We start from the raw sequence: 26,667 nt of genomic DNA on the forward strand, positions 1-26,667 counted from the left end.
TCTGCCTGCGCTGTCAACGGCCATTCCGGCGCCAGGAGATTGCGACGTAAACATCCCGCGTGTTTGCGCCGCTTTATCGGAGGGGGCGGGTCGTATCGCGAGCCGCCATGTATGGCGCCGCCACGCCGCCGTGTATGTGCGCTGTCGCACATAGCGCGGGCGTGTGGAAATGGATTTGCCTGAGGCCGTTGCGAATTCGCGAGCTGCCGTCGAAACAGGGTACGGGGGGATACGGGGGGTACGGGAGGTACGGGAGGTACGGGCAGCGACCCGGAGTGGAAGATGTGGTCGGATCGGCGTTGCCTACACCACGCGCCCGAACCACCACAGCGACAGCAGCCCTGCACAGGTCGCCAGCAGCGCGCCCAGCGCGGCGAAGAGCGCGGTGATTTCGACCTGGTCGCGCTTGTCGAATGCCAGCCTTGCGTTCAGCGCGCGGTACACCTTCGTCAGCCTGGTGGCATCTTCGAGACGAAAGTACTCGGCGCCGGTTGCGTCGGCGACTTGCTTCAATACCTTCTCGTCCAGCTTGACGCGGGACGACCAGCCGTCGGCCGACAGCACGACGCCTTCTGGCGTGCCGACGCCCACGGTGTAGATGCGCACGCCATGCGTGGCGGCAAGTTGCGCCGCCTGCATCGCGCCCGGGCCGGCGTTGTTTTCACCATCGGAGAACAGGACGATCACACCGGAGGCGTAGGAGCCGGGCGTCACGCTGTCTTCGCTGCCGGCGGCGTCAAGCCCGCCGGCCACACCGCCGGCCGACTTGCCGGATGCCTCGGGTTTTTTGGGCGGCGTGTCGTCGTTCATGAGGCGCTCGGCGTCGTTGCCCACCTGTGGCAGCAGCGTCGTGAGCGCGATAAGCAGGCCGTTGCCCAGGGCGGTGCCGCCTTGCGGCTGCAGACGGTCGATCGCCGTGGCCACGTCTTCCTTCCTGCGACTCGGGATCTGTGCCAGCGCGGCCGTGCCGGCCATCGCGACGACCCCCACGTTGACGCCTGCGGGCTGTGCGTCCAGCAAGACTTTGGCGGCCTGCTGGGCGGCGCGGATGCGGCTGGGCTGGACATCCTGCGCTCGCATGCTGCCGGACAGGTCGATGACCAGGATCACGGTTTCGATGCGCGAGGGCAACATCATCACGGCCTGCGGACGGGCGATGGCGAAGATCAGCGCGGTCAGCGCCAGCAAGGTCAGCGCGGGCGACACGTGGCGGCGCCAGTTCGCGCCGCCCCGGATGCCAAGGCCGACGGACTTCAGGGCGGGATAGTGCACCGCAGCGCGCCGCCGGCGGGCATCCAGCCATACATAGCCAGCGGTCAGCATCAGCACGATCGCCAGTAACCACAACATGTCGGGCCACAGGAAGCTGAAGACGGGCAGTCGGCTCATCGCATCGATCATGCGGCCCCCTTGACGGCGCCTTGCCGATGACGGCGCTCACGGGCGAAGTGCAGCAGGGCCAGATCCAGGCGGGCGTAGGTCGACAGCGTCAGGCAATCCACGCCGGCCCGCGTAAATCCCAGGCGGAGTTCGGCCTCGCGCGCCTCGGCGGCGGCGGCAAAACGCTTCCTGAAGGCCGGATCGTGCGTGTCCACGAACATCTGCTCTCCGGATTCGGCATCCTGCAGCACCACCAGGCCCAGGTCGGGCAGCGCCATCTCCAGGGGATCGACCAGCCGCACGGCGATGACCTCGTGACGCCGCGCCAGCATGGCGAGCGACGCTTGCCAACCCGGGGCGCTGATGAAGTCGGAGACAACGAACAGCACCGACCGTCGTTTCGCGACGGCCCGTGCCCGCTCCAGCAAGTCGCGCAACCGCGTGTCGCCCGGAGAAGCGGCCGGCGTGGCGTGGATGCGGTCGATCAGGTGCAGCAACTGGCGGCGCCCCGAGCGCGCGGGCACCACGGACGCGGTCATGTCTCCCGCCCCGCTATAAAGCACTGCGCCAACCCGGTTGCCATAGCGCATCAGCAGGCTCGCCATGACGGTGGTGAAGTCGCTCAGCAGGTCGCGCTTGCGCACGTCGCCGGAGCCGAAATCGACCGATCCGCTCAGGTCCAGCAGGAACCACGCGTAGACCTCGCGATCTTCCTGGAACTCGCGCACGTGCGGCGTCTGCAGCCGTGCCGTCACGTTCCAGTCGATGTGGCGCACGTCGTCGCCGGGGCAATATTCGCGCAGGTCGGCAAGGTCCAGCCCAAAGCCGCGGAACAGCGTGCGATAGTCGCCCTGCAGCAGGCCATCGAGGCGGCGGACCACCGTCCATTCCAGGCGGCGCAACAAGGCCTCGGTCCGGCTTGCGCCGACGCCGGCCAGCGCCGCCCTGGCCGGCGGGCCGTCGGGTGCGGCGGCGTCCGGCCCGGGCCGACGCCTAGCGCGCAGTCGCCCGAACATGGGATTCCAGTGGCCGCTCGGGCACCGGCAGGGCCTGCAGGATGCGGGTGACGAGCTGGTCGGGCGTCACGCCGTCGGACATCGCCTCGTAGGAGAGTGCCAGGCGATGGCGCAAGACGTCGGGCACGAGGTCGATCACATCGTCGGGCAGGGCATAGTCCCGGGCGCGCAGGAACGCCAGCGCGCGCGCCCCTTCGATCAGGCCGATGGTGGCGCGGGGGCTGGCACCGAAGGAAATGTAGCGATCCAGATCGGCCAGTTCGTAGGCGCCCGGCTTGCGGGTAGCGGCCACCAGGCGCGCCGCGTACTGGATCAGGCCCGGATCAACGTAGACCTTGCGGCATTCTTCCTGCAGGCCTGCCAGTTGCGCGGGCGTGGCGATCGGGCTGACGCTGATCCGCGGGCCGGTGACGCGGTTGACGATGACGACCTCCTCTTCCTCGCTGGGGTATCCCACCAGCACCTTCATCATGAAGCGGTCGACCTGCGCCTCGGGCAGCGGGTAAGTGCCTTCGGTCTCGATCGGATTCTGCGTGGCCATGACGAGGAATGGCGTGGGCACCGGATGGCTCTCGCCGGCGATGGTGACCTGCCGCTCCTGCATGACTTCCAGCAGTGCGCTCTGCACCTTGGCGGGCGCCCGGTTGATTTCGTCGGCCAGCAGCAGGTTGGCGAAGACCGGCCCCCGCACCGTCGAGAACTCTCCCGTGCCCTGGTGATACATGCGCGTGCCGATCAGGTCGGCCGGCAGGAGATCGGGCGTGAACTGGATGCGCTTGAAGGACCCGCTCATGGTCCTGGCCAGGGTGTTGACGGTCAGCGTCTTGGCCAGGCCCGGCACGCCTTCCACCAGCAAGTGCCCCCCGGCAAGGATGGCCACCAGCACCCGTTCGAGAAAGTGGTCCTGACCGACCACCACGCGTTTCACCTCGTACAGCAGGCGTTCCATCAGGTTGGCGCTGTCCACAGCGCCTCTGGCTTGGTCGTTCATGGGCCTCCGCGACTAGAAAGGTGAAGATCCGACGGAACTGCCGGCGCTTTCGATCGTGATGGCGAAGCCAATGCCGACGAAGGTGCCGCTCTTGTTGGGATTGAGGATGGCGGTGACGATGCCCACCACCTCGCCATTCATGTTCACCAGCGGTCCGCCGGAGTTGCCTGGATTGACGGCGGCATCGAACTGGATGAGTTTGTCCAGGTTCTGCTTCTTGTCTGGCGAAATGTATTCACGGTCGAGTCCGGACACTACGCCGGCGGACACCGACGGCCCGATGCCGAACGGAAAGCCGACCGCGACGACCTCGGTGCCGGGCGCGAGGTCCTTGCTGGAGCCGAGCGTCGCCGCCGGCAGGTCGTCGGGAATGGACTTGGCCTGGATGATGGCGAGGTCTTTCTCCGGGATCGCCTGCAGCACCGACGCCTCGGACGTGGACCCGTCGTGGAACCGGATCTCCAGGCGCCGGGCGTCGGCGATGACATGGTAGTTGGTGATGACGATGCCGTTTTCCGTCACGACCACGCCCGAGCCGATGTGGCGCGCTTCGGGCTTGCCCCCGGGCGGGTCCCTAGCGGCGGGGGGCTCCTTGCCGCCGGGTGGATCGGCCGTGCCGAATTCGTCGCGCGGGAAGGCTCGGGCTGGCGGGGGGGATTTGGGCGGTGTGGCAGAGGGATCACGCCTGTTCTTGGGGGAGGGCGCCGGCTCCGCCGTCTTTTCCACGGGCGTGAAACTGCGGATTTCCACCACCGACTCGCGAATCGCCTCGGCCGCCCGGGCGGTGCGCGACGGCAGGTTCCGGGTTTGCAGCGTGTGCATCACGGCCGCGTCGATGTCTCGTTGCGTGAGGGGGCGTGGCGTCGGCCGCAACAGCCAGGCGGATGCCACCCCTGCGGCGAAGACCAGCGCGACTGCCACCGAGGCCCATCCGTAGATCGTCACCCGTTTCATCGCCGCTCCCGAGGTCCCGTCTCGCCTTAAAAAATACAGTACCATCCTCTTACCCACGCGCCAAGGAGCAGGGCATGCAGTTTCTCTGGCCGCAAATGCTCTGGCTGCTGCTCGCGCTCCCTCTGCTGGCAGCCGCTTATCTGTACGTGATTGCGCGGCGCAAGAAAGGCGCGCTGCTTTATGCCAGCCTGGCACTGCCCCGCGCGGCCCTGGGTGCCCGCCAACGGCTGCGGCGCCACATCCCACCCCTGATCTTCCTGTTCGCGCTGGCCGCCGCCCTGCTGGCCTGCGCGCGCCCCAGCGCCACCGTCACCCTGCCGGCCGAGTCGGTCACCCTGGTCCTGGCGATGGACACCTCCCGCAGCATGGAGGCGACCGACGTGCCGCCCACGCGGATCAGTGCCGCCCAGCAGGCCGCCCGGGACCTGATCGTCGGGCTGCCGGCCAACGTGCGCCTGGGGATTGTCTCGTTTGCCTCCACGGCGACCGTGGTGCTACCCCCCACCAACAATCGGCACGACATGCTGGATGCGATCGAGCGTTTTCAGCTCCAGCGCGGCACGGCAACCGGCAGCGGACTGATCCAGTCGCTGGCGGTGTTGTTTCCCGACGATGGCATTGATCTGGAGGCGATACTGTTCAGCAGCACGTCGGCCCGTGCCGAGCGTGGCGCCACATCGCTCGACGACGTCGCCGCGGCGGACGCCGTGCGCAAACGGGAGCGGGAGCGGCAGGCGGTGGAGCCCGGCTCCTATCGGCACGGCGCGGTGATCCTGCTCAGCGATGGCCGCCGCACCACTGGCCCGGACCCGTCGGAAGCCGCGCACATGGCCGCCGAGCGCGGCGTGCGGGTCTATACGGTGGGTTTTGGTTCCACGCAGGGCGGGGTTGGCGGCGAGTCAAGCCTGTCTTACTTCATGCAGCTCGATGAACCGGCCTTGCGCGCGGTAGCGACGATCACGGGCGGGGAGTACTTCCAGGCGGGCTCGGCCGCCGACCTGAGCCAGGTGTATCGCCAGCTCAGCGCCCGCTTCGCGCTCGAGCGCAAGGAGACCGAGCTGGGCGCCCTGTTCTCGGTGGCCTCGGTCCTGCTGCTGGTAGTGGCGTGCGCGCTCTCGATGTTGTGGTTCCGGCGATGACGGCAATCTGGCCGGTGACGAAAGCGGCACCTCATGCGGAGAGCAGCCCGGCGAGCGTGACCTAGCGAATCTTGCCAAAGCCCTCGGCTGCCCACCGGCCGGCGCTCTCCCGCGTCAGGCGAAAGTCCGGTCGCACATTGACGGTAGCGAGAACGTCCCCCAACGGTCCGGTGGCCGTGAGCGTGCCGAATGGCTCGAATTCGTCCGGCGTGATGGCAAGCCTGACGGTTATCACCTCGGACCCGGCCTCGACGGTGACCTGCTTGTTGAGTTGCGCGTGCAACTGCTGCTCGTGCCGGCGGATGACCTCGGAGGCCGTCTTCACCAGCGTCTGGTGCGCGGTGGCATCGAGCGGCTTCGGATCGACCTTGTTTCTGCCCATGGTCCATGGACCGACCAGCGCGGGCTCCGCGCTTCCCTCCCGGATCATCTCGACGGCCCAGCCCTCGCCATCCTCATTCTTGATCACCCTGGCAGTCCAGCCTTTGTCTCGCCAGAGACGAGGTTCATGAATCGGGTCGGAGTCGCTCTCCGAAAGCGTGTTGTCGATGTGAGTCATGAAAATCGCTATCCATTCAGTTCGTGATCGCCGCGGCTGCCACCGGACAGGAGGGGCAACAGGCCTCGGGAGGGGACAGCGAGGATACCGTAAGTGGCTGCCTCCGGCACCCTTCGCGAGATTGGCATGCCATCGCCGCCACCCGCATCGCGAGTCGAGCGCCGTTCATCCCTTCGCGGCAAGCGCTAAGCCTCAAGCATGATGGCCCTGACTTCCGGTATGACGCCCGGCGCCGCAATGGCCCGGAATCCCTTGCCAGATCGCGCGCGAGCCCACTGATACCCATGTGTGATGGATTTAGCCTGATCGGCCTCCGAGAATGAGTCGGGTCGAGTCGTGACGAATCGCTGTCATGGGGACAGCGGAATCGCGGCACGGTATCGCCTTCAGGAGCCTCAAGCACCATGGACGTCCAGACCATCCGGGAGCGCGCGTATGCCACGCCCCTCGTCAACCCGGCCTACCCGATGGGGCCGTATCGATTTCTGCAGCGGGAGTACTTTGTCATCTCGTACCGAACCGATCCCGACCTGCTGCGCGCCGTGGTGCCGGAGCCGCTGGAGATTGCCGAACCGGTGGTGCATTACGAATTCATCCGCATGCCGGATTCGACGGGATTCGGGGACTACACCGAATCCGGGCAGGTGATTCCGGTGATGTACCAGGGGCGGCGCGGCAACTATACGCATGCCATGTTCCTCGACGACCATCCGCCGCTCGCTGCCGGGCGGGAGCTGTGGGGCTTCCCGAAGAAGCTGGCAAGTCCGCGGCTCGCCGTCGAGACCGACACGCTCCTGGGCACGCTCGACTACGGTCCGGTCCGGGTGGCGACTGGCACGATGGGCTACAAGCATCGGTGCATCGACAAGACCCAGGTTCGCGATGCGCTGGCGAATACCCCCAACTACCTGCTCAAGATCATCCCGCATGTCGACGGCTCCGCCCGCATCTGCGAGCTGGTTTGCTATTTCCTGAAGGACGTCGACGTCAAGGGCGCATGGAGCGGCCCGGCCGCGCTGTCGCTGTTTCCGCACGCGCTGGCACCGGTTGCCTCGCTGCCCGTCATCGAAGTCATCGGTGCGAAGCACTACGTCGCCGACCTGACCCTGGGTCTGGGCGAGGTCGTCTTCGACTACCTGCAGCAGTGACGAAGATCCCCCATCGCATTGGATAACCCCAATTCCATCAACTCGTGGAGAACAAGAATGAAGCTTCAAGGTAAATCGGCCATCGTGACTGGCGCCGCCAGCGGCATTGGCAAGGCGATCGCGGAACTGCTGGCCAGCGAAGGCGCGGCCGTTGCCGTGGCCGACCTGAACCTGGACGCTGCGCGCAAGGTCGCGGACGGCATCGAGACCCGTGGCGGCCTGGCAATGGGCGTGGCCATGGACGTCACGGACGAGGACGCCGTCGAACGCGCGACCGAGGAAGTGGCGAACCGGTTCGGCGGCGTCGACATCCTGGTGTCGAACGCGGGCATCCAGATTGTCAATCCGGTGCACGAGTACAGCTTTGCCGACTGGAAGCGCATGCAGGCCATCCACCTGGACGGCGCGTTCCTGACCACGCGCGCGGCGCTCAAGCACATGTACCGCGACGGGCGGGGCGGCACCATCATCTACATGGGCTCCGTTCACTCGCATGAAGCGTCACCGCTCAAATGCGCATACGTCGCCGCCAAGCATGGGCTGCTGGGCCTTGCGCGGGTGGTGGCCAAGGAGGGCGGCGAGCACAACGTCCGCTCGCATGTCATTTGCCCCGGCTTTGTCCGCACGCCGCTGGTCGACAAGCAGATCCCGGAACAAGCCCGCGAGCTTGGCATCAGCGAGGAAGAAGTGGTGCGTCGCGTGATGCTGGGCGGAACCGTCGACGGCGTCTTCACCACGGTCGAGGACGTCGCGCAAACGGCGCTGTTCCTGAGCGCGTTTCCTTCCGCCGCACTGACGGGGCAGTCGTTCGTAGTCAGTCACGGCTGGTACATGCAATAAGAGGTCGTTTAAAGAAGATCCTGGCGTCGTTGCCGGGTTTGCCACATTCGCTTGCCGTACCAGTTGTATGGTGTCTGCGGCCGCGCCCTTGCAGGGCGCGCATGTGCCGGCAGGCGCATGCCGCTACGCAGGCGGATCGCGTGCGATCCGAAACCCCTGCTTCGCCCTAGCCAGGACCGCTTCGCTTCATTTTTCAACAACCTCCAAGCGCGTCATTGCCGCCCCCGGGGCGGCACGAGAATCGACAAAAACCAGGAGCGAACATGTTTCACGAAAGACAGGACTTGCAGGGCACCTCCGGCGCGGCGACGGCAAAGACCGAAATCGATCGCGGCTACGCGGTCTGTGCGCTGGTGCTGCAGGGTGGCGGCGCCCTGGGTTCCTATCAGGCGGGTGTCTATCAGGGGATGGCCGAGGCCGGCATCGAGCCGAACTGGATCGCGGGCATTTCCATCGGTGCGTTGAATGCGGCAATCATCGCCGGCAACGCGCCGGAGCATCGTGTCGAGAGATTGCGCCAGTTCTGGGAGCACATCTGCGGGCAGCCCTGGCTTCCCAGTCTGGTCCCGTATGACATGATCGCGGAGGGCGCGCAGCACTGGCCAGATCCGCTCCGTATCTGGTTCGATGGCATCGAGGCGGCGCGCGCGCTGGTCGAGGGACAACGTGGCTTCTTTTCTCCGCGCGCCTGGCACGCGCCATTCGGCCATCCGACGGGACCGGCCAGCGCGAGCTACTACGATACGACGCCGCTGAAAGCCACGCTCGAGCGCTTTGCCGATTTCGACCGCATCAATCACCCATCGGCAATGCGCGTGTCGGTGGGCGCCGTGAACGTGCGCACGGGCAATTTCGTCTACTTCGATAATACGAAGATCAGGCTTCGTGCCGAGCATTTCATGGCCTCAGGCGCGCTGCCGCCCGGCTTTCCCGCGGTGGAAATCGATGGCGAATTCTATTGGGACGGCGGTCTGGTCTCCAACACCCCGCTGACGGCCATCTTGCGGGAACAGCCCAGGCGCAGCGCGCTGATCTTCCAGGTGGACCTATGGAGCGCGCGTGGGCCGGTGCCGGAGAATCTCCTGGGCGTGGCAGCGCGGCAGAAGGATGTCCAGTACTCCAGTCGCACGCGCACCATCACGGACTACATGAGCGAGCAGCAGAACTTTCGTCGGATGCTCGGCGACGTGATGGCGCTGGTCCCGCCCGCCCAGCGAAAGAGCGAAGCCTATCAGCGCGCGGCGGAATGCGCCTGCGACGCGCGCAGGAATGTCATCCAGCTGATCTACCGCGACAAATCGTTTGAAGGCAGCGCCAAGGACTTCCAGTTCGGGCCGTTGACGATGAACGAGCACTGGACCAGCGGGCTGGACGATATGCGCGGGACGCTCCTGCACCCGGAATGGTTTGCGATGCCATCGCATGAAAATCCGTTCGTCACGCACGACATCCACCGCAAGCAACGCGAGCACCGCGAGCACCGCGAGAGCCATCAATAACTGAGCATGGACGGCTGCACCGCGCCGATGCCGTGGCGCGGTGCGACGAATGTTCCGGCGCGCTGAGGCGAGAGGTCGAGCTCGAGCGCCATCTTGACGAGGTCGGCAAACGTGCGTGCCGCCATCTTGCGCATGGCATTGCCCCGGTGGATCTTGATGGTGACCTCGCTGATGCCGATCTTGCCGGCGATCTGCTTGTTCATGAGCCCCGAGGCCGCGAGCATCATCACTTCACGCTCACGGTCGCTGAGCGAGGCAAAGCGGGCGCGCAGGTCATCACCGCATTGCAGCGCATCGCGCTTGCTGCGATCCACCGCAATCGCCGCCGCAACGGCATCGAGCAGGTCCTGATCGCGGAAGGGCTTGGTCAGGAAGTCCATCGCGCCTGCCTTCATCGCCTTTACCGTCATTTCAATATCGCCATAGCCCGTGATGAACACCACGGGCAGGCAGACGCCGCGCCGGTTCAGCTCGCGCTGGACATCCAGTCCGTTGGCGCCCTTCAAGCGGACGTCGAGAATCGCGCATCCCGGGACATCCTCGATTCGCGTTGCCAGGAACGCGTCGGCCGAAAGGAAGGAGCGGGATCGCATGCCCACCGAGCGCAACAGGTCCGCCAGGGCTTCGTTCATGCCCGGATCGTCATCGACGATATACACCAGGGGTTCGATGGCCTCGCCGTTGTGATAGGGCTTCGATGACATGGGCTTCACGGTTTGCTCCGGTTCGTGGCACGGTGCCATCTGCGCGGCATGAGGGGGTTTGGATGGGTAACACTCATCTCGCTCATCGGTGGCGGGCGCGTGCATCGGGATATTCCGGAAGCCAGTCTAGACAGCTGCGGAACGCCGGACAAGACACGTGGAGGGGAAGCGGCGTTTCCTTGCGCGCATCAATCGACGCGGTCGCCGGAGGCGAATATGTGAAGGAAGAAAGGGGAGAAGGAGAAAAAAACCGGCACCCCCACGGGAGGGAGGGGCGCCGGTCAAGGGAGGTGAGGAACTGCCTGGCTTGTTGGAGGCGCTATCAAAATGAAGCGATAGCGGTTCTGGCTAGGCGCGCGGCCGCAGACAGTACAAGTGGTACGGCAAGGCCGCGCAACGACGCCAGAATCATTTTTATAGTGCCTCTTAGTACGTGATATTCGGATTGCCGGCGGCGAGGGCCTGCTCCCGATCGGCTGCGGGCGGATAGATCCACTGTGTATTGATCAACAGCTTGCGCTCCTTGCCCTCGGCGTGCGTCAGCTTGACCTGCCTGTCCCAGCCTTCGGTATAGACCGCGCCCCATGCGCCGAGGTCGAGGCAGGTGGCGTAGAACGGCTGGCGGTATTCGATCGTCGGCAATCCCAGCAGATCGGCGGCAACGTTGTGGCCCGCGAATCGCCCCATGAACAGCGCGTGCTGGCACGACATGAGCGAGTAGTGGTCTTCGTCATCGGTGAGCGCCCGCACGACATCGCCGGCGCCGAACACATTCTTGGCGCCAATCACGCGAAGGTCGGGGGTCACGTCCAGGCGACCCTGGCGGTCGAGCTGGGGCGAGATCTGCGACGTCAGGCTGCTGGCGACCATGCCGCCGGTCCAGATCACCGTGCCGGCGTCGATCCGCTCCCCGGTGGCGGTGACCACGCCGGTGGCGTCGACGGAGACGACTCCCGCACCCACGCGGGTTTCGATGCCAAGGTGCTCCAGCGCCTCGAGAATGGCCGGGCGCGGACCGGGTCCGAGATCCGGGCCGATGGCGTCGGAACGTTCGATGACAACGATGCGCGGACGTACGCTGTCGCCAAGGATGGCGCGGAGGCGCTCCGGCAGTTCCGTTGCCACCTCCAGCCCGGTGAAGCCGCCGCCGACCACCACGAAGGTATTGCGCGCGGTGGTGTCCGGCTGCGATGCCAGGCCCTCCAGATGCTTGCGCAGCTTGACGGCGTCATCGATCTGATCGACCGCGAATGCATGCTCCGCCAGACCGGGAAGCGGCGGCCGGAACAGACGGCTGCCGCTGGTCAGTACCAGGCGGTCGTAGCTGACGGACTGCTTCTCGCCGGCCGTCGTGGTGATATCCACGCTATGGTCAGTGGGATGGATGCAATCGACCGTGCCTTCGATGAACTTGACATCGACGGCGTCCAGCAGCGGCAGGAACGGTACTGCCATGTTCTCGGGGCTCGCTTCGTGCAGACGGGGCCGTACGTGGAGCTCCGGCTTGGGCGAGACCAGGGTGATTTCCACGTTCGAGCTGGCGTGACTCTCCATATCGAGCACGCGCGCTGCGCCCAGCGCCGACCATAGTCCGGCAAATCCGCCGCCGATAATCAGGATTCTTCGCGTCATAGCAGTTACCTCATGGGATTGGCTTGGAACTTCGATACTGTCGGCCTCAGGAGAGGCCGGCGGCTGGTTACTTCACTGGCGTCAGGATCGGCGCGCCCTTGTTTTTGATCAGAAGCACGATGAACTTGGCCGGCTTCGTGGTGCTGGCGTTTCGTCCGACGGTATGGATGTCGTTGGGGCCTTCGTGGAAGGTGTCGCCCGGCTTGAGCACGACTTCCTTGCCGCCCTTGACGCCCATGATGATGCTGCCTTCGAGCACGTAGATGAACCCGTGCGCGTCATGGCGATGCACTGGATCGACGGCCCCGGGCGGATAGTCGACGGCGATCATCTGCACTTCCTTGCCGGGATACTCGGGCAGGGGCTCCGTCGTCAGCAGCGTGACGTTTGCCTCGGGCGCGGCCACGGCCGGTGCGGCGGCCATCAGGCACGACAGCGCGATGGCGGCGGCGGGAAAGAATGTCTTCATGACGTTATTCCAGGTTGGCCTTGTCGAGCCCGAACGCCTTGTCCGACGAACCGGGCACCATCCGGAACGCCACGTTCAGGCGGTTCCAGCCGTTGATCGACATGACGAGGAACGTGAGATCCGTGAGTTCTTTCTCGGAGAACTGGGTGCGAACGCGGTCATAGATCTCGTCCGGCACGCCGTGGGCCGGGATGTTGGTCAGGACTTCGGTCCACGCCAGCGCGGCACGCTCACGAGGGGAGAACAGCGTCGACTCGCGCCAGATCGCGACATGGTGCAGGCGCAGCTCGCGCTCGCCATGGATCTTGGCCTGCTTGATGTGCATGTCGAGGCAGAACCCACAGCCATTGAGCTGCGAGGCGCGAATCTCGACGAGACCACGGATGGACTCCTCGATCGGGCCGTTCTGGAGCAGCATGCTGAATTCCAGATACTTCTTGAACAACTCCGGGGATTGCTGAAGGTAGTTGAGGCGTTGCGTCATGTTCTCTCCTGATGAGCGGGCGGTCGTCGAATTGACAGGACCTGCGTCGGACGATTTGCCGCGGGAACCGCCTGGACAGAATCGTAGACGTCGACGCCATGCGCCGGTAGTACCGCCAAGGTGCGCACTCTGTTGTCGCATCGGCACCAATCACGGCGCGATGGATGATCGCGTGATGAGGTCGGTGTGAACGCCCACGATTGGCAGGTCTCGATGCCGATTCGGTGCACGGAATCCACAAGACCGCGATGCGGTGGCGCCGCGGGGTCTCCCTTGCGGGCGGGCTTCACGATGGGGAGTCAGCAGGCCGCAGTCGCTTTCCGGGCGAAGCCACCAGGAAAGCGTCGTGGGCAGTAGGGACGAGCAACGACCGTGCTCGCAAGAACACGGTCGCCTGTCTCGCCGACTTGGTCAGTCGGCAATCGTCACGATGCCGTGCATCCCTTGCCGGGCCATCTTTGCATTCGGACGTCAGTGTTCGGCATGGCGAACAAGTTCCTGGGCGGCATGCCGTCCGCCCTCCACGCTATGACTTCTGGGACTGGGCGAGCCATGCATCAAGGGTGACGCGTCCCAGCCGGGCGATGCCCTCCGGTACGAGCGTGCCTTCCTGAAGGTCCGCGCCGAAATAGCGGGACGTGGGGTCCGCCACGACCGTCCGGGCATCGCCAATCCCCTTGAGGTAGCGTTGCACGAGGGTGCTCATCTCGAATCGTTCCGGCCCGGCGATCTCCACGATGCCATTGACCGGCGCGGCGATGGCGGAATCGGCCACGGCGTGCGCGACGTCATCCGAGGCGATGGGCTGGATCAGCGCGGGCGAGAGCCGCACCGTGGTGTCGCCATCCGCGCCGGAATGCGCGATACCGCCGAGGAATTCCAGGAATTGCGTCGAGCGGACGATCGTGTAGGGAATGCCGGCTTCGCGGATCAGCGCTTCCTGCGCGATCTTGGCGCGGAAGTAGCCGCTCTGCGCGAGCTTGTCGGTGCCCACCACGGACAGGGCGACATGGTGGCGAACGCCCGCGGCTTTCTCGGCCGCCGCCAGGTTGCGGCCCGATGTCTCGAAGAAGTTCATGACGGCGGTGTCTTCGAAGGAAGGCGAGTTGGCGACATCGACCACGACCTGCGCGCCCGTGAGGGCTGCCGCCAGGCCTTCACCCGTCAGGGCGTTGACGCCCGTTTGTGGGGACGCCGCGACGACGTCATGCCCCTGCGCCGCAAGCCGCGCCACGACCTTCTTGCCAATGAGCCCGGTACCGCCGATAACCACGATCTTCATGATGCATCTCCGCTGTGGAAGGTGGAACAACACAGCGTCAATGCTAGGTAGCAGCGCAACCGCGCACCAGACCGATGCGGGACCCACGGTGTTTCCCGTTTGGCACCAATCCGTTCGCGGCTGCGCGCAACAGGCAACCGGCTTGCCGTCGACGGCGGAGAAACGGGAGGTGGCTTGGCGGGGAAGGGTGCCTTCTAGCGAATCAGCCGTGCGCGGAATTCGCTGGGCGAAAGCCCAAAGTGGCGTTGAAAGGTCACCCGCATCCGTTCTTCGGTGCCAAAACCGCACTCCTGGGCGATCTGGTCGACCGGTCGATGCGGGTCCTGGAGCAATCGCCGGGCCGCCTCCACCCGGAAGTGCTCGACGCCCTTGGCCGGCGTGCGGCCGGTCTTCTGTTTGTAAACCCGGGCGAAATTCCGTGGGCTCATCCCGACGTAATCGGCAAGCTGCTCGACGGAGAGTGCTTCCTTGGACAGGTTCTGGACGATCCAGAGGTGCAGGCTCTCGAAAACCGGCACCTGCCGGCTCTGCGTGATCAGGATCTCGCTCAACTGGGGCTGCGCGCCCGGCCGCTTCATGAACACGGCAAGTTCCTTTGCGGTATTCAGGGCGATCTCATGACCGTAGTCGGCCTCCACCATGGCGAGCGCAAGATCGATGCCGGTCGTGACGCCGGCCGAAGTCCACAGGTTCCGTTGCTGCACGAAGATCGCTTCGGGGTCCAGGTCCACGGTGGGAAACAGGGCGCGAAACCGATCGTGCATGGCCCAGTGGGTCGTCGCGCGCAGGCCGTCCAGCAGGCCCGCGTACCCCAGCAGGAAGGCGCCGCTACAGACGGAAGCGACACGCCGCACCTTGCCCGATGTGGTGCGCAGCCAGTCGATCAACGCTGCGGAGTTCTGCGCCACCCGGATGATGTCCGGAGAGCCCGGGACAATGACGGTATCGATCATTCGCGTGTCGAAGGATTCGAGTGCCAGGGTCTGCATCGTGGTGCCTTCCACTGACGGCACGGCTCCGCCGGACACGCTCACGGTCAGGCAGCAATAGCCGGCCAGGCCGCGTGCGCGGGCGTAGTTCGAGGCGGCCCAGAACACGGTCTGCGGTCCCGCGAGATCGAGGAGGCTGACGTCCGGATATGCCACGAAAAGCACATTGCGCGGCATGTCGTCAATGGTCCCTGAGGCGAGAGGGGTAGGAGTCAATGCCATGGCAAGGATCGGGAAAATCGGCCGATGGTATGTCATCCCCATATTCTGGCGCAAGGGCGTTTCCACGCTGCATGGCGGCCGTCGTGCGCCGCATGCCCGAGATCGCCAGCGCGAGGGCCTGGCTTTCCACGATGCCAAGGTAAGCACCGTTGCGCGTCACCACAAACGGGTCCGGGGAGGCGCGATGCCGCTCGCGTGCGAGTGCCCGGGCGAGCTCCGCCACGTTGGCATCGATACAGAGTGTGTTCGGTGCGCGTGAAACAAACAGCATGCAGTTTTCCCGGCCAATCGACGCGCGATAGCACGGCAGCCGCACCACGTCGGCGATCAGGTTCCAGCAGATGATGCCGATCGGCCTATCGTCGGCCAGCACGGCGATCGCCGTGGCGGGGGGATGGTCCGCAAAGATCCGGAGGGCGTCGCCCAGGCATTGCGTGTGCTGGACGCCCGGGATGCGGCGCACGACGGCGTCGAGGAAGAATGCGCCATCGAAGCCGCGCGTCGGTTTCACATGCAGGGTGCTTTCACTCATCGCCGCACCGCAGGCATGGCGGCGTGCCGATGTGCTGACAGATCGAGGTCGTGAGCTATCTTCATGGGTCTGGGCGTGCGCGATGCGCGGTAACGAACCGGACGCAAGTGTAGAGAGGCCCACTGCGAGGGACAAGACGGCTTGCGTGGCGGCGGCGTTTCCACTTACGCACCAATCGCCGCCCGAGGGCTGCACGGCGCGCCATGAGGGGCCGGCGGTCTGGCAGAAAATCTGGGATCACTGTCATTTACGGCGCAAAAGGCTCTCACTAAGATCGGAGCGGGTCGGCAAGTGTGGGGTTCGTGGCCGGCATTAACTCGAATGTGGGATTCTTGAATGAGCAATGCAGTTCGCGTCGCGGTGATCTATCACAGCGGCTATGGCCACACGCGCAAACAGGCGGAAGCCGTGTGTAACGGTGCAGCAAGCGTGTCGGGGGTGGAGAGCCTCCTGATCCCGGTGGAGGACATCGGCGCGCATTGGGCTGGCCTCGAATCGGTCGACGCGATCATCTTCGGCACCCCGACTTACATGGGCAGCGCCTCGGCGCAGTTCAAGGCATTCATGGATGCGTCGTCGCGGACGGTGTTTGCGACGGGCGCGTGGAAGGACAAGATCGCGGCCGGTTTCACCAACGCGGCGTCGCGCTCGGGTGACAAGCTGAACACGTTGCAGCAGTTGTCGATCTTTGCTGCGCAACTGGGGATGCACTGGGTCAACCTCGGCCTGCCGCCCGGACACAACAGCTCGACCTCGCACGAGGACACCTTGAACCGCCACAGCTATTTCCTCGGTGCGGCGGCCCAGTCCGACGCGGACACCAGCGCCGACGCCGGTGCAACGCCCGCGGATCTCAGGACATCAGCCCACCTTGGCGCGCGGGTTGCCGCGGTGGCGCTGCAAATGGCGGCAGGGCGCGCGGCGCTGGCGCAGCACGCCCAGGCGGCATAGCGATGCGCGGCGCGGAAGACGCGGCATCGCCATCCGTCGCCAGCGAAGCATTCGAGTCGGAAGCTGCGCGGCGTGACTTGGTGCACGCCAACCGGCTTGCCTTGCTGGGCAGGTCCGTCGCGACAATCGTGCATGAAGCGCTGCAGCCCGTTGCCTCGGTGGCGACGCGGGGTCAGGCCGCGCTGCGATGGCTGAGGCGGGACTCACCGGACGTGCCGGCGGCCATCGCGGCGCTGGAGGCGCTCGTCGAGAATGCGCTGCGCGCGGGCGCGGTGCTGACCGAAGTCAGGTCGATGGCATCGCCGACGGCAAAGCCACGGCAGCCGCTGTCGATCCTCACGATGCTGCGCGACACCCTGCAATGGCTCGACCAGGAGCTCCGGCAGAACCAGGTCACGGTATGGGTGGATGCGCCCGGCGATGACGTGTTCGTCCTGGGCGAGCGGGTCCCGCTCCAGCAGGTGCTGGCGAACCTGGTGATCAACGGCATCGAGGCCATGACGGGCAATGCAGCCGCGACGCGGCATCTGTCCATCGGCCTGTCGGTCGAAGGATCGCACGCGGTGATCGCCGTCAGCGATTCGGGTTGCGGCTTCGACGCCGCAGCCGCGTCGCGCCTGTTCGATGCGTTCTACACGACCAAGCGCGACGGCATGGGAATCGGCTTGGCGACTTGCCGCCGCATCGTGACGGACCATGAAGGCAGCCTCGCGGCCGAGCGCCGGCCGGAAGGCGGCGCCCGGTTCGTGGTTCGCCTGCCGTGCATGACGGCGCGTCACGCCGCGTGCTGCGCCGCCGCGAGGTAGCTGTGGATCTGCGCGACGACCGCCGCGCCTTCGCCCACCGCGGTGGCGACGCGTTTGGTCGAACCCGATCTGACATCGCCAATCGCAAAGACGCCGGGTATGCGGGTTTCCAGGGCGTGTGTCGACGATTCGGCATGCCGGCCCGTGAGCACGAAGCCCTTTTCGTCCACGCCAATCTCGCAGTCGCCCAGCCACGCGGTATTGGGCTCCGCACCGGTGAACAGGAAGACATGCTGAATCTGCATCATCCTTTGCGTACCCGTATCGCGATGACGCAGCGCGACGGCCGTCAGGTTCGCTTCGCCCATCAACGCGACCAGCTCGGTGCGGGCGTGGACGGTGATGTTGGGCTGCGCGGCAATGCGGTCGATCAGATACCGCGACATGGTCTGTTCCAGACCCGGTCCGCGAATCACGATATGAACGTGCGCGGCCTGGGTGCCCAGGAAGACAGCGGCCTGCCCGGCGGAATTACCGCCACCCACCAGCACCACTTCCTGCTTCGCACACAGCTTGCCTTCCACCGGCGACGCCCAGTAGTAGATGCCCCGGCCCTCGAATTCCGACCGACGCGGAATCGGCGGGCGACGGTAAGCCGCGCCACTCGCGATGATCACCGTGCGCGACTGGATCGTCTCGCCATCCCGGGTCCGCAGGTGATGCACCGCGCCGCACTCGAGCTGCGTGATCTCGACGGGAATCGCGAAGTACGCACCGAACTTCTGCGCTTGCGCAAAGGCGTTGGAGGCCAGCGCATGGCCCGAGATGCCGGCGGGAAACCCCAGGTAGTTCTCGATGCGGGCGCTGGCGCCGGCCTGCCCGCCGGGAGACAGCGCGTCCAGCACGATGACGCGCAGGCCCTCCGATGCCGCATATACCGCGGCAGCCAGGCCGGCGGGACCCGCGCCGATGATCGCGACGTCATAGACCTGGTCGCCATCGAGTTCGGGTAGCAGGCCAAGGCAGGCAATCAACTGCGCGGTATCGGGGTGCCGCAGGATGGATCCGTTGGGGCAAATCACCAGGGGCAGATCGACTTGGCTCGAATCGAATTTGCGAAGCACGCTGGCCGCATCGTCGTCGGTGTCGATGTCGAGGACCGAATGAGGATAGTTGTTGCGTCGCAGGAAAGCCTGCAATTCAAGCATTCTGGGCTCGCTGCCATGGCCGATCAGCGCCGGGCCGCGTCCGCGCTGAATCAGGGCCGCGCGGCGCAGGATCAGCGCCTGCATGATCACCTCGCCAAGCGTGGCTTCCGCCACCACCAGCGCCCGCAGGCGCTCCGGGGGCACCACCACGGCGCGAACATCCTCCATCGCAATGCCGTCCACGAGCTCGGGCTTGCCGGAAAGCTGTCCGATCTCGGCGAGGAAGTTTCCCGCGCGGTGCTCGACGATCAGCGTGCTGTCGCGAATGCCGTCGCGCTGCACCACGCGGATACGCCCCTCGATCACCAGAATCAGGCCGCGGGCCGGGTCACCGGTGCGCACCACGAGTTCGCCGGCACGCCATGTGCTCTCGGTGCCGAAGGCGGAAACCCGGGCGATGTCGGCGGCATCCAGGTGCGGATACATCTGCGGCCGTTGCAGCGCCACGGCCGGCGCGACAGGCGTGTTGCCGGAGGCATCGTCCTGCGTGCGAGGGTCGGATGGGGAGTGGGGCGAATGTCCGGCGGCGAGGGATTCCATGGCTTCGAAAAACAGTGTTGTTCGTGCGACGCAGCGTAGCAGTCCCCGCCCCGCAGCTCACTCATGCGCAAGGAGGTATCGCTAGCACTTAGGTATGGCTGCGGACGGCAAGGCCGACTGCAGGAAAAAGCGCCGGAATCACCCGAATCGCCGGGGCGTGCGAGAGCGGTCTGTGGGGCATCGCCGCAGCGCGCACGACGCCCGGTCGTGTATGAAAATGAGCGGAAAACATCAGATATGAATCAAGCTGACGCATCGCAAGGTGGATTTCGCCTCAGTTTGCCGAATCGCGCCGACGCGCTGTCCACGAGCTTTGCCGCGAGCTACGCGGGCATCATGGCATTCATGGCGGTTGCCAGCGAAGGGAGCTTTGCCAGGGCCGGCGAGCGCCTGGGCATCGGCCGCTCGGCGGTGAGCCGGAACGTCCAGAAGCTCGAGGCGCAATTGAGTACCCGGTTGTTCCTGCGCACCACGCGCACCACGCAGTTGACCCGGGAAGGACAACGCTTCTTCGATAACTGCCACCTGGGCGTGACGTATATCGTGGAGGCCATGAACGACATGCTGGAGCTTCGCCAGGGGCCGCCACGCGGCATGCTGCGCATCAGCGCGACGGTGGGCTTTGGCAGGAAGGTTGTCGCACCGTTGCTGTCGGACTTCGTGGCGGCCTACCCTGAAATCGGCGTCGATCTTCTGCTGGACGACCGGCTGACCGATTTCGCTTCCGAGCAGATCGACGTGGCGTTTCGCAATGGCCGCATCGAGGACTCCAGCATCATTGCCAAGCAGTTGATTCCGATGCAGATGGCGCTTTGCGCCGCGCCCGCCTATGTGAAGGCGCGCGGACTGCCGCATACGCTGGAGGACCTGAGCCTGCACGAGTGCATCAATTTCCGCTTTGCAAGTGGCAGGGTGTTCGAATGGGAGTTCAAGGTCGATGGGCACCTGCGCAAGTACCTGCCGGCGGCGCGTCTCACCTTCAACGATTCAGAACTGGTCTTGCGGGCGGTGCTGCAGGGGCATGGCATTGCACAGTTGCCTGCCTATCTGGTCTGCGACCACATCGCGGCCGAGGAACTCGTGATGGCCCTGGCGCGGCACGCGCCCGACGACCGTGGTCATTACATTTGCTACCTTAGCCGGCAACACCTGCCGGCCCGCATCCGCGTCTTCATCGACTTCATGACGGAGAAAATACGCGCCGGCAATCTGCAGTGCCTGAGCGATTTCTATAGTGAGGCTCCGGTAGCGGATATGGCCGCCTGAGTCCGGTGTCGTCGACGCGTCATTTCACAGGCACCAGAACCGGGGCGTCCTTGTCCTTCAGCAACAGCACCAGGAACTTCGCCGGCTTGGTCTTGCTGGCGTTGCGGCCGACCACATGGACATCGTCCGGCCCTTCATAAAAGGTTTGCCCTGGTTTCAGGGTTACTTCCTTGCCACCCTTCACCTGCATGACGACCGTGCCTTCCAGCACGTAGATGAAACCGTGCGCGTTGTGACGATGGACCGGGTCCGCGCCACCGGGCGGGTAGGTGACGGTGATCATCAGCGCCTCCTTGCCCGGATAGTCCGCCAGTATCTGGGTCATCAGCGGCGTGACCGAGATCTCGGGTGCCGCCATCGCCGGCTGGGCAAGCGGGACGCATGACAGCACGAGCGTCAGGAGAGTGCGTTTTGTCAGGGCAGGCATGGGCGGTCCTCGGCAGGCGTGCGTGGATGATCCGACAGCGATGGATATCGCCGTCGCCGTGTGTTTCATCATAGGTGGAACAAGGCCGCGTGGCGACCTTGCGCAGAGGAAGACCTGGATCGCGGATCGCGCCCCACGCGCCGGCATAGGGGGGGCAATGTGCAGACATTTGGCGCGCCGCCGTGCGGCACCAGCCGCATCGCCCTGCGCTTTGCGGCTGCCGGTGGCCATTGCCTGGCTATCGACCCTGTTCTCCGGAAGTCATGGCGTCGAACACGCCGTCACGCCGGATGAGACGGTGATGGAGCGCCGCAGCGATATGAAGCAGGACGATCGCGAACAGCAGGAAAGCGCATACCGTATGGGCTTGCCGCAACGTGGCATACAGGTAGGCGTTGTGCGGCAGGATGGCCGGCAGCTGCACGTGCTGGCCCAGGACGATGGGATATCCGGCCGCCGAAAGCATGCCCCATCCAATCAGCGGCATCGCGAACATCAGCAGATACAGCAGCATATGGGATGCCCGCGCCGCCAGGCGCTGGATCGGTGGCAGCGCAACCGGCAGCGGCGGGGGGCGCCGCGCCAGGCGGACCACGAGCCGTATGGCGACCAGCGCGAGAATGGCCACGCCAAGCGGCTTGTGAATCGACACCAGCAGGGCGTAGCGGTCCGAGACCGTTGCCACCATCCCCACGCCGATAAAGAGCATGGCCAGAATCAGCGGCGCCATCAGCCAGTGAAGGATCCGCGACGGGATCGAGAACGATTGGGGTGCGGCACTCATGGGTTTCCTCCTGCTGCCACGTCTTGCCGGGTGATCGCGCTGGGCGGCTTCGCGCCACGCTCGCGCTCGCGCAATGTGAAGGACCGCGAATAGGCGGCGGAGCGGGCGCTTGGTATGGCGTCGCCGGAGGTCTCGATGCCGGCGGGCAGTACGGTCGGGTCGAAGTTGATGTCGACGCAAGGGCCGTCGTCCTCGCTGGATAGCTTGTCGAGCGTGACGATGCCCATCTCGACCTGCTGCCGGTCGGCGGGCCAGATCTTGTCGGGGCGCTCCGGATCTTCCGGCTTGCCGATCGTTGCCACCATTTTCCATTGCACGGGGTGCTTTGCCACCTCCGCGATCAGGTCGTCGAACAGGTAGTTCGGATCCATGCCGCGCTGCTTTCCCGCGCTCACGATCGGCTGGATCGGCACGGCGGACCAGCGTACGGGCCTTGAAGCCCCGGCCCCGTCCACGAAGCGAAACGTATCCAGTCCGTTGTAAGCGGTATTCGCGAAGCCGGAGGAGATAACGCGGCCCCCGAAGATGGCCCCGGCGGCAACGAAGTCCGGATGCGCCGCGGCGAAGGCCTTCATCTTTTCCGGGTCAGGCTTGCCGGTCGCCGGATCGGGAACCGACAGCATCATCTGCTCGTAGAACGCCTGCACCGTACTGAAGGGAAAGACGGGGAGGTTGATCATCGCCGTCCGCCATTCCTGCGCGCCCGGGGGCTTGAACTGCAGCGCGAGGCTTCGGACGGTGCCGGGCGCGTCAGGCACATACGGCATGCCGCCGGCAAACGCGAAGCGACCCACCACCGGCACGCGCCCCGGTGCAAACAGCGCAGCCTTCGACACAGACGTTGCCGCACCACTGCTGTCGAACCACCCGGTGGCGCAGAGGCCCTTGGCGTGATTGCGGCGAAACCCGACATGTTTGCCCTGCGTCGCCTCGAAACCCGAAACAATCCGCTCTTGCGTAAGCCGGCCCGGAGACAGCCAGCCCCCCGCATAGGCGAAGGCGCCCGCCATGCAGAGCGTCGCCGCGCCGATGCCGGCATACCGGATCGCCATCGCCGAAGCGCTCAGCTTCGGGCGCCGGTTGGAAGAACTTCCAACGTTATTGGCCATCATCCATTCCTCGCAATGCAGGGAGACTATGTCAACTTCGAACTCCTGCAGCGCATGGCGCCGCATACCGCCTTCAGTCGCGTTTGCCTCCCTAGCGGCCGGCTTCGGACAAAAACCAGGCACGGCGTTGCGCTTCGTCGATCCAGTTTTCAAGCAGGCTCGTCGTGGCGACATCCCCGTGGTGATCGCAGACCGCGTGAACATCGAGCATGGTCGCGGCGAGCTGCATGTTGTCGGCGCGTAGCTCCGCGAGCATCGCGTGCGGGCCGACGGATTCCGCATCGTTGTCCGTGATCCGCTGGTGGCGCTGGATGTCCGCGATCGAACGCAGCGTCGTGCCACCATCCTGCGCGTCGCGCGATTCGGGCGTTTGTCGACAAGCCCGGTTTTCTCGCATTTGCATGATCCGTCGGTCGCGTTGCCGGTGATGGCTCGTGGGGTGCCTGTCAGGCTACTTTTGACGCCGCGAATCGTGGCACCGGACGCGACGCCTATATACGTACATATGATTTCCGCGCCGGAGCCCCGGCCGTATGATGCTTTCCAAGAGATGGGAGTCGATGCGGTGGTCGCGCCGTTCCCATTGCCAAGCCAGGTCGAGGAAGTCGCTTGTACAACAATCAGACAGTAGCCGTCGTCGACGACGACGAATCGGTTCGCCAAGCCACGTCGCGATTGGTGCGATCACTGGGATGGGAGGTTCGCCTGTTTTCCTCGGCGGCATCCTTCCTGAGTTCCGGTAGCGCCGCGCATGTGGCTTGCGTCATCTCGGATGTACAGATGCCTGGCATGACGGGGCTGGAAATGCATCGTCGGCTGACGGAGGACCACATCCGGGTGCCCGTGATCTTTATCACGGCGTTTTGCACGGAAGCGATTCGCAAGCAGGCGATGGAAGGCGGCGCGCTGAGCCTGTTGTGCAAGCCGGTTGATGGGGCCGCCATCCAGGCGTGTCTCGAACAGGTGATGCGGCTCGCGTCCTGATTGGCCCTGTGTGAGCCGGAGGGGGCGTCACTTCGTCCGGATGGCACCACGCGAAGGCGCCCGGGCTCCTGCCTTTTGCATCACAAATCCGGGAAAACTTTACTACTATTATTCATTCCTGAGCGCAGCAGAAATCAGGCGCCGGGGGCGTCGCCAGTGCACCGTGCCGGGGCATTGGCGTCTGGAGGTTGCCCCGCAACGGCCGCCCGGCGGAAGAAGGTTGTGTTCCATCGCGTGACGGACAACAGCCTTCGCAGAGCAATCCTTGTCCTCTAATCGCATGCCCCTCGTTCGCCGTCCTCGCGTTCCCCTGATCTTTGCCTGGGCCACCAATGCGTCCGGGGCAAACCGGCCGAGCGCGTTCCCGCCCATCGACCCCAGGCGCGGCGATAGCCGCCCGCCCTTGCTGGCAGCCGCGGCGCTCGCGCTGGCAGTTTTCCTGATCGATGCATTCACGCCGCTGGATATTGCGATCGCCGTCCTGTACGTGATCGTCGTCCTCCTGGTGGCGTCCACCGAATCACGCAGCGCGACCCGCTTTGCGGGCGTGGCATGCGCGGTGCTCACCGTCGTGGGATTCCTGCTGTCGAGGGATGTGAACGAGAGTGCCGCGTCATTGGCACGCTGCGTGTTCAGTCTGCTGGCCATCGCCACGACCACCGTCCTGACCCTGCGCAATCTGGCCAGCACCGCGCGCTTGCGGGGGCAGGTGCAGATGCTCAATTTGACGCACGATGCCATCGTCGTCTACGACATGAACGACGTCATCACCTTCTGGAACCAGGGTGCCGAAGACGTCTATGGGTGGACCGCCAGCGAGGCGATCGGGAAATCCTTCCACCGTCTGACCCAGACACGCTTTCCGATTCCGTTGGCGGAGATCCAGGCCGAGTTGCTGCGCACCGGGCGCTGGGATGGCGAACTGCATCGCGTTCGCCGCGACGGCGCAGGGATCGTTATTTCCAGCAGATGGGCGCTGTGGCGCGATCCGGCTGGCACACCGATCGGCGTGCTGGCGACGAACAACGATATTACCGAGCGTCAGCGAGCCAAGGCCGCCCTGGCCAAGAGCGAGGCATTCCTGGCGGAGGCGCAGTGCCTGAGCAAGACCGGCAGTATCGAGCTCCACCTGCCCGAGGGAAACATGGTCTGGTCGGACGAGGCGTATCGCATCCTGGGCTACGCCCGGGACGTACTGCCCAATACCGGACACGTGCTGGCACGCACCCACCCTGAAGACGTGGACCTCGTGCTGGCCGTGCGCGGGAAAACGCGCGCCGGCGAGCCGGGTATCGATGTTTCGCACCGTCTGCTGATGCCGGACGGCACCGTCAAGCATGTTCGACTGGTCGCGCGCGTGGTCTCGGCGAAGGATGGCCATTTCGAGTATGTCGGCGCCCTGATGGACATCACCGATGCCGTCCTGACGCAACAGGCACTGCAACGCTCGCTTGCCGAGCTTGCGCACGTGACGCGTGTCACGACGCTGGGCGAGCTGGCCGCTTCCATCGCGCATGAAGTGACGCAGCCGATCTCCGCGATCGTGACCTGTGGGGACTCCGCATTGCGATGGTTGAATCGCCCGCAACCGGACCTCGAGGAGGCGACGCTGTCGATTGGCCAGATGATCCGCGATGCCAAGCGTTCCAGCGAAATCATCAGCCGCATACGCTCGATGGCGCGGAAACACGATCCGAGCTTTGCGGCCATGAACTTCAATGCGCTGGTGGAAGAAGCGATCGAACTGGTCGGCCGCGAGCTGCAGGAACATCGCGTGGAGGTGTTCGTGGACCTGTGTGTTCCGGCGCCGGTCATCAACGGAGACCGCGTGCAGCTGCAACAGGTCGTGGTCAACCTGTTGATCAACGCCGCACAGGCCATGTCGGGCATCACCGGACGGCGTCGGCAGCTATGGATCTCCACCACGGCCAGTGACACGAAGCACGTCACTCTGGCGGTAAAGGATTCCGGCCACGGCATTCGCGAGGAAGACGCCGAGCGGCTGTTCACGGCCTTCTTCACCACCAAGGCTGACGGCATGGGCATGGGTCTTTCCATCTGCCGATCGATTGTCGAGGCCCACGGCGGCAGGATCTGGGCCGACTCCCCGCCGGAAGGCGGCGCCTTGCTTCAACTGGCGTTGCCACTACACGAGGAAAGCCAGCCATGAGCAACGAGCCAAGCCCCGGCACCCCCATCGTCTACGTCGTGGACGATGACGAATCCATGCGCATCGCTGTCAACATGCTGCTGCGTTCCGTGGGGCACAGGGTCGAAACGTTTGCGTCGGCGCAAGAGTTCCTTGCCAGGAAGATCGAAGACGCGCCGAGCTGCCTGATCCTCGACGTGAGGCTGAAGGGGCAGAGCGGGCTTGCGGTGCAAGAGCAGATCGCTGCCGGCAACATCCCCATTCCGATCGTCTTCATGACCGCGCACGGCGATATTGCGATGTCGGTAAAGGCCATGAAGGCGGGGGCCATGGATTTTCTCGCCAAGCCCTTCCGCGATCAGGACATGCTGGACGCGGTAGCCAATGCGCTCGCGCGTGACGAAGCGCGCCGCGCCGCGGCGCTGTCGAGCGCGGAGTTGCGCCAGCGCTATGAAGCGCTGACGACGCGGGAGCGTGAAGTGATGGCGCTGGTGGTGCGCGGCCTGATGAACAAGCAGATCGCCGCCGAAATGGGCCTGAGCGAGATCACCGTGAAGATCCATCGCGGGCAGGCAATGAAGAAGATGGGCTCGCGATCCCTGGCGGATTTCGTGCTCAAGGCCGAGGCGCTTGGCGTGACCTCAGGACTTTCCTCTTGAGCGG

General features: G+C 65.2%; 27 protein-coding genes. 10 read left to right on the forward strand and 17 right to left on the reverse strand.

Going from position 1 to position 26,667, the window contains the following annotated elements; all coding sequences use genetic code 11:
- Positions 1–303: 303 nt before the first annotated feature.
- From BLR29_RS14215 to BLR29_RS14230, 4 genes are read right to left on the reverse strand one after another with little or no spacing between them, the layout of a single operon-like run.
- Complete coding sequence (locus BLR29_RS14215; protein WP_092137639.1) at positions 304–1,401, reverse strand: VWA domain-containing protein; 1,098 nt, start codon at positions 1,399–1,401, stop codon at positions 304–306.
- Complete coding sequence (locus BLR29_RS14220; RefSeq protein WP_092137640.1) at positions 1,398–2,396, reverse strand: DUF58 domain-containing protein; 999 nt, start codon at positions 2,394–2,396, stop codon at positions 1,398–1,400. The genes BLR29_RS14215 and BLR29_RS14220 overlap by 4 nt, the downstream gene beginning before the upstream one ends.
- On the reverse strand, positions 2,374–3,387 hold the full coding sequence (locus BLR29_RS14225; RefSeq protein WP_092137641.1) for an AAA family ATPase: 1,014 nt from the start codon (positions 3,385–3,387) through the stop codon (positions 2,374–2,376). Before BLR29_RS14225 ends, BLR29_RS14220 begins: the two co-directional genes overlap by 23 nt.
- 12 nt (positions 3,388–3,399) lie before the next feature.
- Positions 3,400–4,341 (reverse strand): trypsin-like peptidase domain-containing protein, encoded by a 942-nt coding sequence (locus BLR29_RS14230; protein ID WP_092137642.1) that lies wholly within the window; start codon positions 4,339–4,341, stop codon positions 3,400–3,402.
- Positions 4,342–4,415: 74 nt separating this feature from the next.
- Between BLR29_RS14230 and BLR29_RS14235 the strand changes: the two genes are divergently transcribed.
- Entirely contained in the window at positions 4,416–5,480 is a 1,065-nt protein-coding gene (locus BLR29_RS14235) for a VWA domain-containing protein (RefSeq protein WP_092137643.1), read from the forward strand.
- Between the two features lie 61 nt (positions 5,481–5,541).
- On the opposite strand, the gene BLR29_RS14240 is transcribed toward BLR29_RS14235, so the two are convergent.
- Positions 5,542–6,039 (reverse strand): hypothetical protein, encoded by a 498-nt coding sequence (locus BLR29_RS14240; protein ID WP_092137644.1) that lies wholly within the window; start codon positions 6,037–6,039, stop codon positions 5,542–5,544.
- 404 nt (positions 6,040–6,443) lie between these two features.
- Here BLR29_RS14240 and BLR29_RS14245 point away from each other — a divergent pair, with 404 nt between their 5' ends.
- The 3 genes from BLR29_RS14245 (at position 6,444) to BLR29_RS14255 (ending at position 9,526) form a co-directional block, all read left to right on the forward strand.
- Positions 6,444–7,187, forward strand: a complete 744-nt coding sequence (locus BLR29_RS14245; protein WP_092137645.1) for an acetoacetate decarboxylase — start codon at positions 6,444–6,446, stop codon at positions 7,185–7,187.
- Positions 7,188–7,244: 57 nt separating this feature from the next.
- The gene (locus BLR29_RS14250; protein WP_092137646.1) at positions 7,245–8,027 is read left to right on the forward strand and encodes a 3-hydroxybutyrate dehydrogenase; all 783 of its coding nucleotides are present in this window, start codon (positions 7,245–7,247) and stop codon (positions 8,025–8,027) included.
- A 215-nt stretch (positions 8,028–8,242) separates the two neighbouring features.
- Positions 8,243–9,526 carry a DUF3734 domain-containing protein gene (locus BLR29_RS14255; protein WP_369804611.1) on the forward strand — a complete coding sequence of 428 codons (1,284 nt, stop codon included), beginning with the start codon at positions 8,243–8,245 and terminating at the stop codon, positions 9,524–9,526.
- Here BLR29_RS14255 and BLR29_RS14260 read toward each other — a convergent pair.
- From BLR29_RS14260 to BLR29_RS14290, 7 genes are all read right to left on the reverse strand, one after another.
- Positions 9,520–10,335, reverse strand: a complete 816-nt coding sequence (locus tag BLR29_RS14260; protein WP_369804612.1) for a response regulator transcription factor — start codon at positions 10,333–10,335, stop codon at positions 9,520–9,522. The genes BLR29_RS14255 and BLR29_RS14260 overlap by 7 nt on opposite strands.
- A 321-nt stretch (positions 10,336–10,656) precedes the next feature.
- On the reverse strand, positions 10,657–11,862 hold the full coding sequence (locus BLR29_RS14265) for an NAD(P)/FAD-dependent oxidoreductase (protein WP_092137648.1): 1,206 nt from the start codon (positions 11,860–11,862) through the stop codon (positions 10,657–10,659).
- 67 nt (positions 11,863–11,929) lie between these two features.
- Complete coding sequence (locus BLR29_RS14270; RefSeq protein WP_092137649.1) at positions 11,930–12,331, reverse strand: cupin domain-containing protein; 402 nt, start codon at positions 12,329–12,331, stop codon at positions 11,930–11,932.
- A gap of 4 nt (positions 12,332–12,335) precedes the next feature.
- Positions 12,336–12,815, reverse strand: a complete 480-nt coding sequence (locus tag BLR29_RS14275) for a carboxymuconolactone decarboxylase family protein (RefSeq protein WP_092137650.1) — start codon at positions 12,813–12,815, stop codon at positions 12,336–12,338.
- A gap of 526 nt (positions 12,816–13,341) precedes the next feature.
- Positions 13,342–14,097, reverse strand: coding sequence for an SDR family oxidoreductase (locus BLR29_RS14280; protein WP_092137651.1), 756 nt, complete (start codon positions 14,095–14,097; stop codon positions 13,342–13,344).
- A gap of 194 nt (positions 14,098–14,291) precedes the next feature.
- On the reverse strand, positions 14,292–15,362 hold the full coding sequence (locus BLR29_RS14285; RefSeq protein ID WP_369804613.1) for a GlxA family transcriptional regulator: 1,071 nt from the start codon (positions 15,360–15,362) through the stop codon (positions 14,292–14,294).
- Positions 15,268–15,975 (reverse strand): CBS domain-containing protein, encoded by a 708-nt coding sequence (locus BLR29_RS14290; RefSeq protein WP_143018462.1) that lies wholly within the window; start codon positions 15,973–15,975, stop codon positions 15,268–15,270. Before BLR29_RS14290 ends, BLR29_RS14285 begins: the two co-directional genes overlap by 95 nt.
- A 201-nt stretch (positions 15,976–16,176) precedes the next feature.
- Here BLR29_RS14290 and BLR29_RS14295 point away from each other — a divergent pair, with 201 nt between their 5' ends.
- Positions 16,177–16,791 carry a flavodoxin family protein gene (locus tag BLR29_RS14295; protein ID WP_092137654.1) on the forward strand — a complete coding sequence of 205 codons (615 nt, stop codon included), beginning with the start codon at positions 16,177–16,179 and terminating at the stop codon, positions 16,789–16,791.
- Positions 16,792–16,793: 2 nt separating this feature from the next.
- Complete coding sequence (locus BLR29_RS14300) at positions 16,794–17,597, forward strand: sensor histidine kinase (protein ID WP_092137655.1); 804 nt, start codon at positions 16,794–16,796, stop codon at positions 17,595–17,597.
- Here BLR29_RS14300 and BLR29_RS14305 read toward each other — a convergent pair.
- Positions 17,567–19,285 carry an FAD-dependent oxidoreductase gene (locus tag BLR29_RS14305; RefSeq protein ID WP_092137656.1) on the reverse strand — a complete coding sequence of 573 codons (1,719 nt, stop codon included), beginning with the start codon at positions 19,283–19,285 and terminating at the stop codon, positions 17,567–17,569. The two genes, BLR29_RS14300 and BLR29_RS14305, sit on opposite strands and share 31 nt — an antisense overlap.
- A 237-nt stretch (positions 19,286–19,522) precedes the next feature.
- Between BLR29_RS14305 and BLR29_RS14310 the strand changes: the two genes are divergently transcribed.
- Entirely contained in the window at positions 19,523–20,551 is a 1,029-nt protein-coding gene (locus BLR29_RS14310; RefSeq protein WP_092137657.1) for a LysR family transcriptional regulator, read from the forward strand.
- Between the two features lie 19 nt (positions 20,552–20,570).
- Here BLR29_RS14310 and BLR29_RS14315 read toward each other — a convergent pair whose 3' ends face one another.
- The 4 genes from BLR29_RS14315 to BLR29_RS14330 all read right to left on the reverse strand — a co-directional run bounded on the left by BLR29_RS14315 (position 20,571) and on the right by BLR29_RS14330 (position 23,274).
- Complete coding sequence (locus BLR29_RS14315) at positions 20,571–20,909, reverse strand: cupin domain-containing protein (protein ID WP_369804620.1); 339 nt, start codon at positions 20,907–20,909, stop codon at positions 20,571–20,573.
- 307 nt (positions 20,910–21,216) lie between these two features.
- A complete protein-coding gene (locus tag BLR29_RS14320) occupies positions 21,217–21,762 on the reverse strand; it encodes a cytochrome b (protein WP_092137659.1) in 546 nt (181 codons plus the stop codon).
- Positions 21,759–22,937, reverse strand: a complete 1,179-nt coding sequence (locus BLR29_RS14325) for a catalase family peroxidase (protein WP_255371234.1) — start codon at positions 22,935–22,937, stop codon at positions 21,759–21,761. Before BLR29_RS14325 ends, BLR29_RS14320 begins: the two co-directional genes overlap by 4 nt.
- A 25-nt stretch (positions 22,938–22,962) precedes the next feature.
- Complete coding sequence (locus BLR29_RS14330; RefSeq protein ID WP_092137660.1) at positions 22,963–23,274, reverse strand: ferritin-like domain-containing protein; 312 nt, start codon at positions 23,272–23,274, stop codon at positions 22,963–22,965.
- Between the two features lie 206 nt (positions 23,275–23,480).
- Here BLR29_RS14330 and BLR29_RS14335 point away from each other — a divergent pair, with 206 nt between their 5' ends.
- The 3 genes from BLR29_RS14335 to BLR29_RS14345 all read left to right on the forward strand — a co-directional run bounded on the left by BLR29_RS14335 (position 23,481) and on the right by BLR29_RS14345 (position 26,663).
- Complete coding sequence (locus BLR29_RS14335; protein WP_092137661.1) at positions 23,481–23,855, forward strand: response regulator transcription factor; 375 nt, start codon at positions 23,481–23,483, stop codon at positions 23,853–23,855.
- A gap of 403 nt (positions 23,856–24,258) precedes the next feature.
- Positions 24,259–26,025, forward strand: a complete 1,767-nt coding sequence (locus BLR29_RS14340) for a PAS domain-containing sensor histidine kinase (protein ID WP_255371235.1) — start codon at positions 24,259–24,261, stop codon at positions 26,023–26,025.
- Positions 26,022–26,663 (forward strand): response regulator transcription factor, encoded by a 642-nt coding sequence (locus BLR29_RS14345; RefSeq protein ID WP_092137663.1) that lies wholly within the window; start codon positions 26,022–26,024, stop codon positions 26,661–26,663. The genes BLR29_RS14340 and BLR29_RS14345 overlap by 4 nt, the downstream gene beginning before the upstream one ends.
- The last annotated feature ends 4 nt before the right edge of the window (positions 26,664–26,667 follow it).

Source organism: Cupriavidus sp. YR651 (genome assembly GCF_900101625.1).
Taxonomy (GTDB): Bacteria; Pseudomonadota; Gammaproteobacteria; order Burkholderiales; family Burkholderiaceae; genus Cupriavidus.

Bases quoted from the DNA above. Each gene is read 5' to 3' on its own strand.
- BLR29_RS14330 (WP_092137660.1), bottom strand. From the start codon at position 23,274: ATGCAAATGCGAGAAAACCGGGCTTGTCGACAAACGCCCGAATCGCGC.
- BLR29_RS14215 (WP_092137639.1), bottom strand. From the start codon at position 1,401: ATGATCGATGCGATGAGCCGACTGCCCGTCTTCAGCTTCCTGTGGCCC.
- BLR29_RS14275 (WP_092137650.1), bottom strand. From the start codon at position 12,815: ATGACGCAACGCCTCAACTACCTTCAGCAATCCCCGGAGTTGTTCAAG.
- BLR29_RS14300 (WP_092137655.1), top strand. From the start codon at position 16,794: ATGCGCGGCGCGGAAGACGCGGCATCGCCATCCGTCGCCAGCGAAGCA.
- BLR29_RS14325 (WP_255371234.1), bottom strand. From the start codon at position 22,937: ATGCGGCGCCATGCGCTGCAGGAGTTCGAAGTTGACATAGTCTCCCTG.
- BLR29_RS14220 (WP_092137640.1), bottom strand. From the start codon at position 2,396: ATGTTCGGGCGACTGCGCGCTAGGCGTCGGCCCGGGCCGGACGCCGCC.
- BLR29_RS14260 (WP_369804612.1), bottom strand. From the start codon at position 10,335: ATGCACGCGCCCGCCACCGATGAGCGAGATGAGTGTTACCCATCCAAA.
- BLR29_RS14305 (WP_092137656.1), bottom strand. From the start codon at position 19,285: ATGGAATCCCTCGCCGCCGGACATTCGCCCCACTCCCCATCCGACCCT.
- BLR29_RS14250 (WP_092137646.1), top strand. From the start codon at position 7,245: ATGAAGCTTCAAGGTAAATCGGCCATCGTGACTGGCGCCGCCAGCGGC.
- BLR29_RS14295 (WP_092137654.1), top strand. From the start codon at position 16,177: ATGAGCAATGCAGTTCGCGTCGCGGTGATCTATCACAGCGGCTATGGC.
- BLR29_RS14230 (WP_092137642.1), bottom strand. From the start codon at position 4,341: ATGAAACGGGTGACGATCTACGGATGGGCCTCGGTGGCAGTCGCGCTG.
- BLR29_RS14235 (WP_092137643.1), top strand. From the start codon at position 4,416: ATGCAGTTTCTCTGGCCGCAAATGCTCTGGCTGCTGCTCGCGCTCCCT.
- BLR29_RS14270 (WP_092137649.1), bottom strand. From the start codon at position 12,331: ATGAAGACATTCTTTCCCGCCGCCGCCATCGCGCTGTCGTGCCTGATG.
- BLR29_RS14245 (WP_092137645.1), top strand. From the start codon at position 6,444: ATGGACGTCCAGACCATCCGGGAGCGCGCGTATGCCACGCCCCTCGTC.
- BLR29_RS14320 (WP_092137659.1), bottom strand. From the start codon at position 21,762: ATGAGTGCCGCACCCCAATCGTTCTCGATCCCGTCGCGGATCCTTCAC.
- BLR29_RS14310 (WP_092137657.1), top strand. From the start codon at position 19,523: ATGAATCAAGCTGACGCATCGCAAGGTGGATTTCGCCTCAGTTTGCCG.
- BLR29_RS14345 (WP_092137663.1), top strand. From the start codon at position 26,022: ATGAGCAACGAGCCAAGCCCCGGCACCCCCATCGTCTACGTCGTGGAC.
- BLR29_RS14240 (WP_092137644.1), bottom strand. From the start codon at position 6,039: ATGACTCACATCGACAACACGCTTTCGGAGAGCGACTCCGACCCGATT.
- BLR29_RS14280 (WP_092137651.1), bottom strand. From the start codon at position 14,097: ATGAAGATCGTGGTTATCGGCGGTACCGGGCTCATTGGCAAGAAGGTC.
- BLR29_RS14315 (WP_369804620.1), bottom strand. From the start codon at position 20,909: ATGGCGGCACCCGAGATCTCGGTCACGCCGCTGATGACCCAGATACTG.
- BLR29_RS14265 (WP_092137648.1), bottom strand. From the start codon at position 11,862: ATGACGCGAAGAATCCTGATTATCGGCGGCGGATTTGCCGGACTATGG.
- BLR29_RS14225 (WP_092137641.1), bottom strand. From the start codon at position 3,387: ATGAACGACCAAGCCAGAGGCGCTGTGGACAGCGCCAACCTGATGGAA.